This is a genomic window from Chlamydia ibidis 10-1398/6 (assembly GCF_000454725.1).
Lineage (GTDB): Bacteria > Chlamydiota > Chlamydiia > Chlamydiales > Chlamydiaceae > Chlamydia > Chlamydia ibidis.
Genome location: NZ_APJW01000001.1, coordinates 367144 through 383117, shown reverse-complemented (window position 1 = coordinate 383117; position 15974 = coordinate 367144). Strand labels below are relative to the sequence as shown.

Sequence of the window (15974 nt, the reverse complement as noted above, 5' to 3'; positions counted from 1 at the left end):
GTCTTTTCATAACCTCTTTCCTACCCAGAAGCATAAATATTTTTTCCTACAAAACAACGGGGAATGTATTTATGAGAAGTTCTCTTCATGGGTTTCTATTCTTTTCATCTTTCACAACATTTTTAGCTGCGCATGTATTTGCTCACGCTACAAACTTAGCATCTTCCGATGGTATGGACGGCTCGTCAGGAGCTGGCCAATTTTCTTCCAAAACAACAACCACAGCTGGAGGGACAACTTATACCCTAACAGGAGATGTGTCGATTATTAATATCAAATCTACACTCCCTGCTAATACTAGTTGCTTTAAAGATACAGCTGGTGCTTTGACATTTACTGGAGGTAACTTTGCTTTGCTATTCCAAAACATTACATCTACAGCAGCAGGTGCTGCTATAAGTACGACTGCTGATGGGAAAGCTTTGACTCTCTCGGGATTTTCTAGCTTATCTTTTCTATCCTGTCCTTCAGCAAATACAGGAGTAGGTGCTATTAACAGTGTTGGATCAACAAATATCCAACAGAACACTAAAGTTGTGTTTGATAGTAATCACTGCACTACTCACGGTGGGGCTATCACATGTAAAAAAACAGGGGCTACAGCAGCTATACTGACTATCCAACAAAATAACTCGCTAGTTTTTTCCAATAATTCAGCGGCAACTTCAGGTGGAGCTATCCATGCTGATAAGCTAGTTTTAAAGGCTGGAGGAATTACATTATTTGAGAATAACCACGGGGGCCAAAAAGGCGGGGCTATTTCTATTACAGGGGGTGGTGAATTAGATCTTACTGCTGAGAGTGGTAACATCATTTTCAAAGGGAATACCATTACGCAAAATAACAGGCGTGTAAACAATGCGATTAACATTGGTGCTAATGGGAAAATCATTCAAATGCGTGCAAAGGAAGGGCGTTCTCTCATTTTCTACGACCCTATTACCGTAGAAGGCACATCTAATGAAGCTCTAACTATGAACAAGGTTGAAGGAGCAAATGCCTACAATGGGAAGATTGTATTTTCCGGAAGATATATAGACGGTCCTAACAGATATGGAAAGCATGTCTCCAAAGTCACTCAACCTATAACGCTTAGCTCGGGAGCATTGTCTTTAGAAGAGGGCGCGGAATTACAGGCAAAGTCATTAACACAGACTGCTGGGTCTAAAGTTGTTTTGGATCAGACATCTAGTATTAAAACTTCTGAAAATGTGACTCTTAATAATTTACAACTTACTGTTCATGACTTTGTTTCCCCAATACCGTCAAAAATCACCACAACAGGAAACAACGGTACTATTACCTTATCGGGTGCTATTAGCATTACTGGGAACGAAGATTTCTATAATACCCCGGCACTAGCCCACCCTATTAACCAAGAATTGTTGACATTATCAGCAAAGGATGTCTCTAAACTGGTTGTTTCTAATGTTCCTGGGACTCTTCATAAAGAACATCAACAACACAAAGGCTATCAAGGAGAGTGGACTATCGACTGGGCAGCAACTCCTGGATCCACATCCGGAGGAACTACGATTCTTGGGAAAAAAATAGCAACTGTTCATTGGAGACCTGTAGGATATATTCCTTTTGGAGGATCTCAAGAAATCACGACTTCATTGGTCCCTAATAGCCTGTGGGGCAATGTTGTTGATTTGAATTCCGTAAGTCGTGCTGTAGAGTCTGTAGCTACCAATACGGTTACTCATGATGGATTTTGGGTTGTAGGAATGAAAAACTTTCTGCATATAGATCCAAATCAACTAGAGCGTGGTTATCGCCATAACAGTTCTGGTTACACAATTGGCATCAATAAACAAACTCTTTCTGATAATGTCTTTAGTGCTGCTTTATGCCAACTGTTTGCTAGAGATAAAGACTATGTTAATAGCCATTTGAAGCAGAGATCTCTATCAGGTTCTGTTTATGGTCATCATCTGGGCACTATGCCTATGTGGCGATTCCTTTGTGGAAATTCCCATTCATGTCCTTCAGATACCAATGTTGCTTCTCAAATTCCAGTAATTGTCTCTGGTCAAATTACTTATAGCCACAGTAAAAATGACCTTATTATCTACCATAATGACAATACTCTTACGGAAGGAGCATGGTCCAACTACGCATTATCCGGAGAAATCAGTAATACCTTTATCTATCGATTACGTAAATCAGCTAAAGTTTTCCAAATGATCTCACCATTTATCAAATTACGAGGAGTCTATGCTGAAGAGAAAAAATTCACAGAAACAGGCTTACGTAGTTGTTCATTCTCGAATGCCTGTTTAGCTAATCTGTCTCTACCTATTGGGATAAAGTTCACAGGTAAGTGCCCCAAAAATATTTTATCTTATGATATTTCCGTTCTGTACTCTGCAGATGTTGCTCGTCTAAACCCACAAAATTTAACAACATTTGTTATTGGTGGCTTAACACCATGGAAAACATGCTCGCAGTCTCTTAATAAACAGGCTGTAGCCGTACAAGGTTCTGGACGTTATTTCCTTAGTGACGTTCTTGAAGTCTTCGCTCAAGGCAACTTTGAACGCAGAAATTCCTCATATAGCTATAACTCTGACTGTGGTGCAAAAATTCACTTCTAATCTTTTCTTCCCTGCCCTTCTCTAGGGCAGGGTTTTTCTTCTTTCTTGATTTTTTTCTTTTTTTTTCTATTGCGAGAGAAAAGACTGTCTCATACCCAAGTCCTACTTATGAAATTCTCTCTGCATGGGGTCTTAATCTCTTCGATCTTTTTGCCTTTGCCCTGTTCCGTATTCGCGGATAATAACTTATCTCATAACGAATTAGCGTCCCACTACACGAGCTTTTTATCGACGCTACCGGAAGGCATCCCCATCCCTCCCATTATTATGCCAGATGGATCTATATATGATGCAGCGACTGTCTTAAGAGGAGTAGATGATGATTGTGGTGGTGGTAGACCACCACGTCCCCTTCCTGGCATACCAGTCTCTCCATCACCAGCTCCTTCCCCTAAACCACCAGCACCAACCACGCCAGCAGGCCCTGGTTCAAGTAGTGAACAACCAGGACTAGCTCCCCCACCTCCTACAGATCCTGATGGAGGTGGAGCCGGTGGCGGAGGATCTGGCCCAGGACCCGTAGAGCCACCACCAGCTCCGCCGCCTCCGCCGCCTCCGCCGCCGCCTCCTCCAACGCCCAACGAAGCAAATATGGGAGCAGATGGCAGCTATGATGGGGGGACATCAGAGCGTCCTTTTTACTCGGCAAACTCCTCTAACTCTGTAGGGACTTTGTATGTTCTGAGTGACAATGTTCGCATTAGAAACGTTGATACTGCGATGCCGAGCTTGCCTCCAGGAATATCTATAGGCACTTCAGCTCCTAGCCTTATGCCTTCAGGTTCTACTGAGCCAGCCTCAGAAAAGCCAGAAGTTGCGGCTCTAAAATCCTCTTCAGGTGAAATTGTCACCCTTCCTTTAGTTTTTCCTAAAGATACAGAGGAAGCCACAAATAAAGTTAAAAGAGATACCGATACGGCCGAAGCAATCTCTGAACTAAAAGCATCTGGGAAAGAGCAAAGTCAAAATTGCAGTTGTTTTAGCAATACAGCAGGCTTTTTAGGTTTTTGCGGAAATAAAGCGCTCGTTCCTTCATCTTCAGAAGGAGTTTCTTCAAAAACCGCGGGGACAAGACACGATCTTATATTCTATAACATCGGTTTACTAGGTACTGGTGCTGCAATCCATAACTCCGCAAACACTAAAAACACTGTATTAACAGCTTGTAATAATTTATGTTTTGCCAACTGTCCATGTGGCACACAGGGACAAGGAGCAGTTAACTGCTCCGGCAACTTGACGATTTATGGCAATTCCGCTGTTGGCTTTTACAATAACCACAATACTGGTGACGGGGGTGCTATTTGTTACTCAGTAGCTCCAGAGGCAGTGGAAATAGAGAAACAAAAAGGTCCTGAAGAAACTGAACATAAAGAACCTGAGAAAATCTCAGAAGTACAACCCAAACCAGTTGAACATCCTGTTGTAAATACACCTATAGAAACCACAGCCCCTACTCATCAGCCTGGAGTACCTGCAGCTTCTGAAGATCATAATGAAGTTAATTCTCAACCAACTGTAGACTCTTCTTCATCAAGTCATACACCAGCAGTTGAAGGTGCAACCGGAAGGATTCATGCTTTAGCATATTCTTTAGCTACATCACCTCATACCACGGTAAATGTCAGAAGTAATAACGAACTAGTTACTTTATTAGAAGGTGCTGCATCACCTACATTCCCAGCTGACAACTCTACTATCACTCTAAAAGATAATGGTACTACGGTATTCTTGGAAAACTCAGCTACAGGAAAAGGCGGAGCTATCTCTGGTAAGAATATCGATATCCAAGCAACTCATGATGCTACCTACTTCTATAAAAACTCTGCTGGTACTAACGGTGGAGCAATCAACGTGGGTGCAGGAGGGAATCTTGCATTATCAGCAGATGGTGGGGACATTATTTTCTACGGTAATACTGTAGGATCAGGAGAGTCTTCAACGAATAATTCTATTAACCTAGAAAATACTGCGAACATCACTAAACTACGTGCTGGAGAAGGTCGGACCGTGTACTTCTATGATCCAATTACTTCGCAAGCATCTAATCCAGGTTCTTCTCTTACAATCAATAATCCTGACCCACAGGAACTTACTTCTAAACAAGGAGAAGAAACTGCAGCAGCTCCTATTACCTATAATGGCACTATAGTATTCTCCGGAAAGTACATGCCAGGTACTGGTGTACGCAGTCGTTCGACTATCAATCAACCCATTACCCTAACAACAGGAACTTTGCATTTAGAGGACGGCGGGGCACTTAACGTTGCTTCTTTGTCTCAAAGTACTGCGGATTCTAAAGTACGTATGGGACAAGATACAGAACTTCAATGTTCTGGAGCAGTATCTATAGGATCACTTTGTGTTGATATGACAAAAATTGATCCTAAGGCTGTTGCCACTATTAAAACCACAACTCCCTTATCTAAATCTGGGGAAAATGTTACTATTTCAACGTTAACACTCACTACAGAAGAGACTCTTTATAAGGATCCTGCTTTATCTACTCCTGTCAAACAGGAGATGATAGTTGTGTCTACTCCTACAGGAAGTACAGCCAACGTAGCAAATAGCTTTACTTCATCTTTGAACGAACATCGTGGTTATCAGGGAGAGTGGTCCCTTAATTGGGTAGATATGCCTGCTAAGGAAACAGAGAATCCAAGTAAAATTGCTATATTCTCATGGTCTCCTATGGGATATATTCCTTTTACAGATGAGGGAGTTGAAGTTACTTCACTAGTCCCCAACACTCTATGGGGTACAGCGACTAATGCCCATAGTTTGCAAAGATTAACACAAACTGTGGCAGCGCACACAGATACTTCAGGTTTCTGGGGATCTGCCATTTCCAATTTCCTACATAAAAGCCACAACAACAACAGGCGCCAATTCCGACATATCAGTTCTGGATATGCTGTAGGTCTGCAAAAAGATTTGTTTACTGACTGCAAGGTGGTCGCTGGATTTTGTCAGATGTTCGGAAGGGATAAAGACAAAAACAATGCCAAAGTACATACGGATACTTACGCAGGGACGGTATACTTTGAAGACATCACTCCCCTATTACCTATTGCACGTTTTCTATCAGGAACTTCTGTGTTTAGGCCAAGGTTCTTAAAAACCTTATCTAAAGACTTTCCTGTGATGTTCTATGGCCAGTTTAACTTTATCTTCGATAAAAATACTATGACCGTCAGGCATCAGGACAAAACTCTAAATAAAGGACTTTGGAATACACGGTGCTATGCTTCGGAGCTATACTGTTCGTTACCTCTAGCATTTACAGCAACAAAAGGATTCTTAAAATTTGCTGAACCTTTTGTGAAATTACAAGGTGTCTATGCAAATCAGACAGAATTTGAGGAACAAGGAGCGAGAGCACGTAGATTTTCGAACAGCTATTTGGCAAATCTCTCTGTTCCCCTGGGTATGAAGTTCTACGGATATACGCCTAAAAAAACTCTCACTTATGATTTAATTATGACGTATGTTGGAGATGTGTACCGACATAACCCTAGCTGTACAACCTCACAGATTGTCAAAAAGGCAAGTAGTCTTATCCCTCTTCCTTGGGTGACCCCATCCACTACTTTGGCAAGACAAGCATTCTTATGCGAAGGATCTGGGAAATACACTATCAACTCCCATTGCAGTGTTTTCTTAGAAGGGGGGTTGGATGTCCGTAGTTCTTCTAGAAACTATCACGCGAATGCTGGAGGATCTTTATACTTCTAAAATATAGAAAGCATATCTTTTTATTAGAGATACTTTCTGTTTATGATTTATAATTTCAACACTCATTAGACATTTGTAATTTCCCAATTACAAATGTCTATATTTCCTATCGCTCTTGATTTTTTTTTAAAAATCTTTTATCGGTTGGAGTGCTTTTCTTTTTCTTCTTTTCCAAGCACCAATTTTTCTGAATTTTGAAAAAAATAAAATCCTATGAAGCAAAACTTTTCCTTAGGGATTTTTTGCTCTCTTGTGCTTCTTCCCCTATACCCAGCACACGGGGATGTGAGAAATACTCTGTCTTCTACCAATAACTTTGACGGAAGCTCGGGTGGTACCCTAGAGATCAAAGAGTCCCAAGGAACGAGCAGTAATGACCACGTATTCTACTCTCTATCTTCAGATGTAGAAATCAAAAACGTCACTAAAACAAATCCTGCAAATCGTAGTCTTTTTGAACATACTCAAGGCTATTTATCTTTCTTAGGGAATGGCCATAGCATGATACTTTCTGATAACACACTAACTAATCAGGGATCCTTTGTAAAAAATACAGAAAGTAACTCCGTATGCAGTTTTTTAGGATTTCATGAACTTCTTATTACTAACACTCCCGAGGCTCCTCTGGGGAAAGGAGCTATTTTTTCTAATTCTCGATTAGTTTTCCGAAATAATAAGAAAATTGCTTTTGACGGCTGCTCTTCTCTGCAAGAAGGAGGAGCTATCCATTGTGTGCGGCCCGGAATCAATGATAATATTCCCTCTGTCTTCTTACAGAATAATGGTTCTACTATTTTCCAAAATAATGAATCTAACACAGCTGGGGGAGCAATTTATACTGACAATTTGGCAATTGAAGCCTCAGGGCCTGTTCATTTTATTCATAATACTGTTGCCCCCCAAAACGACAGAGACCTTCCTAAAGGAGGAGCTATTTATATCCTCCCTAAGGGAACTCTATCTTTACATGCCAAGGAAGGTAGCATCATTTTTGAAGGAAATAAAGTGATACGCAACAATCGCGTTGTCCCTAGCTCTATTCATTTAGGAAGTGAAGCATCTATCGAATATCTCATAGCCAACAAAGGACATTCTATTGAATTTTACGACCCTATTTTTCATGATGGGTCGTCAAATAAAGAACTCTATATCAATAAAGATAGCCAGGAAAAAATCTATCAAGGTACTGTGCTATTTTCTTCAGGATGTCGACAAGATGGATGCTCACCTTCGCAAGCTTTTTATCTTTCTAGGATTCTACAGAATGTCTCCTTAGCTGGAGGAACTTTACACATAAAAGGAGATACAATCGTAACCACGAAAAGATTTAGCCAATTACCCGAATCTAAAATTATTTTAGAACAACAAGCTAAATTACGTGCTGACGGACATATTTTAATTTCTAACTTACACCTGCCTTTAACGACGCAACAACTAATATCTACAGATCCTCCGAGTATCAGTACAATATTTAGAGACAACTACCTGCGCTTATACGGACCAATTTTCATAAATATCGAAGATGAAAATTTTTACGATACGAAACTACTAGAAAAAGACTTGAAAATTCCGTTACTTACACTGGAATCTCAAGAACTTTCAAAAATACAAGTTGAGGATGATGACATCATCATTAGGCAGGATCCTTACGGATATCAAGGCACATGGACTCTTGATTGGGAAGATCGTGAATCCTACATGCAAACTCCTAGAATAAAGATAAATGCTGTAAAAAATGCATTCTTATCATGGAAACCTAGAGAATTTCGCCCTTATTTCATAGATGCGCAAGGAAATAGCTTAGTTTCTAACAGCTTATGGAGTTCCTTTACTGACGTAAGAAAAATTCATGAACTTATGGATACAGTATCTGATGGCTCTATACATAATCAGGGAATTTGGGGGGCCGAGCTTTCGCATATCCTTCATAAAGAGGCTCGTCCATCTAAAACAGACTTTCTTTATACTTCTCATGGTTATGCTTTTGGAATAAGTAATCGCCTGCCAGGACAAACAGTAACAAATCTTGGCATTATCCACATGTCAGGACATACACAAGATACTACAGCTGCTAAAAATTGGACGCACACACTAGCGGGATCTCTATACCTCCAACATACATGTGCGTTTTATCCATTCGTAAAATGGTCTCTTGGCAATCTGTTTTTCTCTCCAAATGTGGGTAGAGTAGTTTCTAAAAATGTGCCCTTAATCCTCACGGCACAAGCAACTTATAGTAACACTAGAAACGTTCTATCTGTTTCCCGTCCTTCTACTAAAATCACCGAAGCATATTGGAACACCCATTGTGTAAATATGGAAGGAGGTGTTTCTCTTTCCTTTGATATTCAGGAAGAACACGATATATTTCACAATGTCCTCCCTTTCTTTAATATTCAAGGGATATACGGCTATCAAAGAAAATTCACAGAAGAAGGTGTTCGGCCACATAGGTTATCCAGTAGCCAACTCATGAACCTCGCTCTTCCCCTAGGCATGCGTATTGAGGGCCACTCCAAACGCCTATCTTTGTTTTACGTAGGATCTGTATCCTATATTTTTGATGCCTATCGTAAAAATCCTGTTTCTAACGTACTATGTGAATATTCCCCATTTTACTTCTGGAAAATATATAGTATGGAACTCCCTCGTCAAGGTCTCCATTGCCAAGTATCAGCACACTATACTTATCGCGATACAGTGGCTTTATTTGCTAAAGGATCTGCCGAACTTCGTAGATTCGTAACGTGTTACTCCGCAAATGGTGGGATGCAAGTGCTCTTTTAAAAAATCTTTCTATAGCGTGCTATATATACCAACAAAACCTGCTACGCTATAGAGCATTTTCTCTTCTTACCTATATCAGGATATTAAATGGATTTTTAACCCGCTGATAGTGAACAGGCTATACTTTCATATTGTCTATCTTATTGATTTTTTAATATTTTTTTTATATTGCTGGGAAAATCCTTTGTCATTCTCTCGAGCAAATGAAAGCGTCCCTTCGTAAACTTTTATTTTCTACAACGCTAACAGTACCCTTTGCTTCTCAGGCATTTTCTGTGGAGATACCCTTACCTCATGGAGTATACGATGGGCATGTAAATGAACTCATTTTCCCCTACACAATTACATCCTACGCGGATGGTGCCACTCTTTTGCTTCAAGGGGATTTAAGCATTGTGAATTTCAACAATGCTACATCGGGAACTCCCTTAGGATGTTTAAAAAATACTGCAGGCCCTCTCTCCATCGTAGGTGGAGGACATAACTTAAAATTCTTAAGGATCCTCTCTACTGGGGATGGCTCAGCTATCAATAACGCAGTAAATAGTTCTTCTACAACTGTACTCTCTGGATTCAACACCCTAATTTTTGAAAACTGCGAAGCGTTGCAGTACAATCAACCAGGGCTATCTGTACCAATAACTATGACTTTGATAAAGCCCTCAGGAACTATAGCTTCCAGTGCACCGCTTACTCTCTCCAACATTAATACTTTAACCTTCTTAAACAATAAAGCTTTAGGAAATGGGGGTGGTATCCACGGTACAACTGTCAATATTTCCAACATCAAGAAGTCTCTGACGTTCCAGGGTAATATGTCTTCTTGCGGTGGAGCAATCGCAGCGACAGAAGGTTTGAATATTACTAATAACTCCGGTTCTATACTCTTCAGGCTAAATTCTGTTACAGACAAAGGCGGCGCAATTTATCTAGGCCCTAAGGAAAACACCACAGAATCAGCTGCAGCAGTAGTTGCAACCCATGCAGCCATTCCAGCCAAAGCCATGAAAAAATCTATATCTATGGCAGCAGCTGCAGCCGCGGCAACTGCGGGTGCTTCTATGCAAACAAATACCAATTCTTCCATATCCAATAATGCTGAAGTACAGTTTGATGCTAATACAGCAAAAGCTGGTGGAGCTATCTATGCTATTGGAAACATAAACTTTGATAATAATAAATCTCTGATCTTCCAGAATAATGCGGCATCTCCTGAACTGTCTCCACCAGAAGAAGCCGGAAATGGTGGAGCTATTTACTGTGTAAAAGCAACCAACGGACCCGCCTCACATACCCTACAAGCAAATGAACTGACTCCTTCTGGCCTAACCATTACCCACCAAAATACTATATTTTTTGCTAATAACGTTGCCTCTAAACAAGGTGGGGCTATCTATGGCGAAAATGTTAGTATCACCTCATCAGGGCCGACACTATTTACTAATAATAATGCTTCCAATGGCGGCGCGATTTTTATTAAGGGCGGTGGTAGCTTAACTTTATCAGCAGACTATGGTGACATGATATTCGATGGAAATACCAAAGTTGCTAATGGAGAAGCTGCACGTAATGCGATTTCTTTAGATAAGGACGCTAAAATTAAGAGTTTATCAGCCTCTGGTAGTTATAAGTTAATTTTTGCTGATCCCATCACTAGCGTTCCTCCTTCACAAACTGCTGCACAAGCTTTACAAGCAGGACAGGCAGATGCTAATACTTTAACTATTAATCCTGTCCGAGGAGACAATTCTCCATTTACCAATTACATAGGATCCGTTGTATTCACAGACGTCACACCAGCACCTGCTGTTGGTGTGCCCTTAGGCGGTATAAAATCTGAGATTCATCAGCCTGTTACTTTAGCTGGGGGTTCTTTGGTATTAGAAAAAGGAGTAACCTTGAGTGTTCTCTCCTTCAATCAACAAAGCGGATCTACGTTGTTAATGGGATCTGGAACCACATTGACAACAACAACGAATAAAGATGCTGGGGCAGCAACTACAATGCACAGCCTATCAGCAGAAGCATCTGCCTATGCTTATACTATGGCCTCTTCTGCTTTAGAAGCTCCTAAAGTTGCTCCAGCACCAGCTGCAAAAGCCGCGACACTCAACAACGATGGCTCCATTACAGTTAATGGTCTGCACATTAATTTGGACTCTTTTATGACATCCAGTAGTCCTGCAGCAAAAATTAGCGTTACTGGGTCTAACGGCACTGCCACGATATCTGGGCCTATCTACATTGACGATTTATCTGGAAAAGCTTACGAAAACCACGATCTATTTAATAAAGATACTGTAACACTGCAACTTTGTGAAGTTTCTACAGCTAAAACTGGGGGCCCAACTATTACTTCCCCGGCGCCAGCACCCGCAGGAGGACCTTCAGCATCTATGGCAATGGCAAGTGATGCGGGGACCTCTTCTACACCTAATGGTGTCGTTTCAGACGTAGCAACACAATCTGGCAATGATACACGAATTAAACTTACTGCCGAACAGAATGTCCCATTCCAACCTCTTGGTGATACCTCGCCAACCTATGGCTACCAAGGCACGTGGGAACTCCAATGGGTAGACGGGGCAAGCGAACAAGCCGGGAATCGATCGCGAGCTAAAGCAGGTAGCACCAATTCTAAGGTATTAAAAGCTACTTGGACAAAAATAGGGTTTAAACCTAGTCCAGAGCGCATCGCATCTTTGGTCCCTAATAGCTTATGGGGATCATTTATTGATCTTAGAGCAATTAATGATCTCGCAACTTCAAGTTGCGATGGCTTTAATTATGGCAAAGGCTTGTGGGTATCTGGTGTCACAAATATCTTCCATCATGACAGAGATACAGAGCATCAAGGATATCGAAGAATCAGCGGAGGCTGTGCTATTGGATTAAACTCTCAGACTATGTCAGGTTCTATATTTGGCATAGCTTATGCACAAATATTTGCTAGTTCTAAGGACTACGTCGTTTCTACGACAAGATCTGATGCTTGTATCGGCTCAATATATGCTTCTACAAGACGACCTATTGGTAAGTCCCGAATGTTCTTTAAATCATTCGCAGCTCGAGTGAATTATAGTCATAATAAAGAAAAAATGAAAACCCGGTATACCTCAGTTCCAGAAACTGATGGTAATTGGGATAACAACTGTTGGCTAGGAGAGATTGGCGGAAGTCTTCCCATAGAAGTACGATCTGAAATTTTAAACCTCAACCAGATTATTCCTTTCGCCCATGTACAAGTAGCTTACGCAGAACATGGGTCATTTAGGGAAAGACTTGCAGAAGCACGTTCTTTCGAAGGAAGCCGGTTAATTAACGTGGCCACCCCAGTAGGGTTAAAAATCGATAGACGCTCCCACGCAAATCCAGATTTCTACACACTATCAGTATCCTATATACCTGACTTATATAGGAGAAACCCTGCGTGTACAACTCTACTATTGGCAAATGGCGTGTCATGGAAAACCAAAGCCACGAATTTAGAGAGAAATGCTGTTTTGATACAGGGATCTTCTCATACAACTGTAAACAGTAACATTGAAATCTTCAGCCATGGAAGTTGCGAAGTACGTAAGTCCTCTCGCAATTACAGTGTGAATATAGGAACTAAATTTCGATTCTAAATACTATAAACTATAGGGTTGAGGCATGCCTCTTTCTTTGAGATCTTCTTCTTTTTGCTTTTTGGCTTGCTTGTGCAGCTCCGTATGGGCCTATGCCCAGCAATCTATCAACAATAATATCACTCCCCCCTATGTTGTCGACGGAGAAACTATCAAACTAAAGACAAACTGTTTTATCGAAGATATTTATGGCACAAAATTCCCTGCTTCTTTTATCGGCAGTGACGCAGGTTTTTCAATCTTAGGAAAGAATCGCTCGTTAGTTTTCGACCATTGTCAAGCTCCCGCTTCTAGCTATGCCACGTTAATTTCAGCAACCAGCAACTTAAAGATTACTAATTTAAATAAACTTGTTCTCAATGAGAATGTATCCTTAGGCTCTCACGGATTGATTTACGCTCCTAATATTTGCATTATGTCATGCAAATCTCTTATTTGCTCTGGGAACAAAACCCCATATTCTCCAGTGGTGGTAACACAATCTGGAGGAGAGGGTCGCGTTGGTGGCACTACAACAATCAATGCTTCTAGCGGATCTACAATCCAAATCAGTCCTTACGCTCCTCCTCCGAAAGTATCTGAAACTGTTCTTGAAAAATCAGCTCTATTAGCTGAAGCTGAAGAACCTGTACCTCCATCACTGAGAATCGAGAAAATCAAAAAAGAGATTACCTTCTGCAATAACTCTGCAAATTTTGGATCTGCTATCCTGTCTACAACAGACGGCAAAGTAAACATTCAAAATAACTCTGCGCCCATCTCATTTCTTAGAAACTTCGGAGCTTGTTCTGGAGGAGCTATTTACAATGGAGATATTACCTTTGCCAATAACTCTGGCTACATGAAGTTCTCAGGCAATGCTGCTGCGAATGGGTTAGGAGCAACCTCTCCAAACCCAACAGTAGTAGTAGCTGGAGGATGTGGAGGAGCTATTTGCTCCCCTACAAAATCTGTAACGTTTAGGGACAATACAGGGGCTTGCCTGTTCCATTGTAATTTATCTGAAAAAGATGCGGGAGCAATTTATGCTACCACTTGTAACATCACTACACAAGCTCCCATGATCTTCGATAATAATAATGCCAAAGGCAATGGCGGGGCTATCTGTGCAAAATCCCTAACCCTTTCTTCTTCGGGAGATATGCTCTTTATGAGCAACAGAGCTAAACAAGGTGGAGCTATCTATGTAGACCCTTCTGTAGGAGCAAATGGAGGATCTCCCACCTGTGCTTTAACAATTAATGCAAAACATGGGGATATTATCTTTTCCAGTAATAACTTGGATTGTGCTCCCGGCTTACGCAATGCTGTATATGCTGATAGCACTGCTACCATTGCCTTAGGAGCTGACTCTGGAGCACGTATTATTTTCTATGATCCTCTTACTCACGTAAAACCTGCACAAAGGGCATACGCTCTACCTTCTCATCCCCAACCAGAGTCAACCGCTATTGCCTCTGCAGCCGCGCCGCTAGCTGTCCAACCAAGAACAAATCCTGCTGTTATTAAGGTCAATGATGGTGGACAGGGAGGCTCAGTAGTATTTTCAGGGAAATTACTCACTTTATCAGAAAAAATAGAAACTCAAAATTTTACATCTTCACTCTATGGAAATGTAAATATTAATGGTGGCCAGCTTGTAGTTACTAATGACGCCATTTTAAACGTACTTGGTATAACCCAAAGTAACGGAGGAATCTTAACTGTAGGATCTGGTGCTCAAGTTGGGCAGATTCCTGGAGTAAGTGATGTAACAACACAACCTTTCACCATCACTAACTTAGGCTGTGATGTTACTTCCTTTCTGAACCCTAATTGGACCACAGCAAATATTAATTCAGGAACAAGCACTGCTACGACAGTAAACAACCTAAATATTGTTTACGACGACGCTTCCTATCTCTATGATAATCCCATGCTGATGCATAACCTATGTATTCCTGTGGTAACATTAGGCGGCAGTGGTTCTAGTCAACTAAGTAGTTTTACCGAAGGAAATATCAATGAAGCTGCCCATTATGGTTACCAAGGGACTTGGTCTAGACATAAAACTACCCCCCTACTAGCTCCTACGCCTAGTGGAGGCGTACCTCAAGGGGTAGCTAATAAAACAATTTACGCCTTATGGACTCCATCAACTCCTTTAGGAGCTGAATATATTTTAGACCCTTCTCGCAAAGGAGAAATCGTAGTCAATAGTCTTTGGGCGTCATTCTTAGCATCCCAGGCATTCTCCGAAGCATTAAATGATTCTTTGATATCAGATTACAATGGAGTGTTCCTATCTGGCAAATCTATAGGAGCACATATATTCCAAAACCAAAAGGATAGTCACGAAGGCTTTAAAGGAAGATATGGCGGATATCAAGCATCATTGAGTGTAAGGTATCCAGATGATGCTTGTTTAGGTGTTGCTTTTGGACAGCTCTATGGCCAAATCAAAAACGTCCCCTATAATGCTAAAGATACCAAACAGATGATTTTATCATCATTTTTTGGTCAACTCCCTATTGTTACGAAAAAATCCGAGACCAATGTTACGTGGAAAACTGCATATACATATGTGAGAAATCACATGAAAACGCAGTACCCTTCGATGAAATCGAAACTATCGAAGTCCTCAGCACATTGGCATGAGAATATTTACTACGGTTTACTTTCTGTTGAACATCCGTATATTCACTGGTGCACTGCCACGAGATATATCGCCAAGAAGTTTGAACTTACTGGATTCCTAGCAGCAGAAATGGTGGGAGGTTGGCAGCAAGCATTTATAGAAACCGGGGCTCTTGCAAGAAAGTTTTCCCGAGGTTATGGACACAATCTTGCTCTTCCTATTGGGTTCTACTCACAATGGTATTCACCGTTTGCTAAAGCTCCATCAACAGTAACATTGAAACTAGCTTACAAGCCTGATATTTATCGTGTGGATCCCCATAATGATATGACAATTGTTGCTAACCAAGAGAGCTTTGCAACTCACGGGACCTCAATAAGTCGTCATGGTATTTACCTAGAACTAAATGACAGCATAGAATTACAAAAACATGTGACAGCATTCATAGATTATGTTCTAGATGCTAGGAAAGGCTATACCAGCCATCGTTTGTCAACAGGGTTACAAGGGAGATTCTAAATGTTAAAGAATCTCCTCAAGATTTTATTAACATATTGCGATACTTAATATAACAAACCAAGGGTTGTCTTGTATCCTCTTTAA

5 protein-coding genes are annotated in these 15974 nt (G+C 40.9%); all 5 read left to right on the top strand.

Annotation, left to right across the window (positions count from 1 at the left end; genetic code table 11):
* Positions 1-71 precede the first annotated feature (71 nt).
* The 5 genes from H359_RS01695 to H359_RS01675 all read left to right on the top strand — a co-directional run bounded on the left by H359_RS01695 (position 72) and on the right by H359_RS01675 (position 15890).
* A complete protein-coding gene (locus tag H359_RS01695; RefSeq protein WP_020371007.1) occupies positions 72-2600 on the top strand; it encodes a polymorphic outer membrane protein middle domain-containing protein in 2529 nt (842 codons plus the stop codon).
* Positions 2601-2708: 108 nt separating this feature from the next.
* Positions 2709-6338 (top strand): polymorphic outer membrane protein middle domain-containing protein, encoded by a 3630-nt coding sequence (locus H359_RS01690; protein WP_020371006.1) that lies wholly within the window; start codon positions 2709-2711, stop codon positions 6336-6338.
* A 213-nt stretch (positions 6339-6551) separates the two neighbouring features.
* Complete coding sequence (locus tag H359_RS01685) at positions 6552-9125, top strand: polymorphic outer membrane protein middle domain-containing protein (RefSeq protein ID WP_020371005.1); 2574 nt, start codon at positions 6552-6554, stop codon at positions 9123-9125.
* Positions 9126-9328: 203 nt separating this feature from the next.
* Positions 9329-12754 (top strand): autotransporter outer membrane beta-barrel domain-containing protein, encoded by a 3426-nt coding sequence (locus tag H359_RS01680; protein WP_020371003.1) that lies wholly within the window; start codon positions 9329-9331, stop codon positions 12752-12754.
* Positions 12755-12779: 25 nt separating this feature from the next.
* Positions 12780-15890 carry a polymorphic outer membrane protein middle domain-containing protein gene (locus H359_RS01675; RefSeq protein ID WP_020371002.1) on the top strand — a complete coding sequence of 1037 codons (3111 nt, stop codon included), beginning with the start codon at positions 12780-12782 and terminating at the stop codon, positions 15888-15890.
* Positions 15891-15974 lie beyond the last annotated feature (84 nt).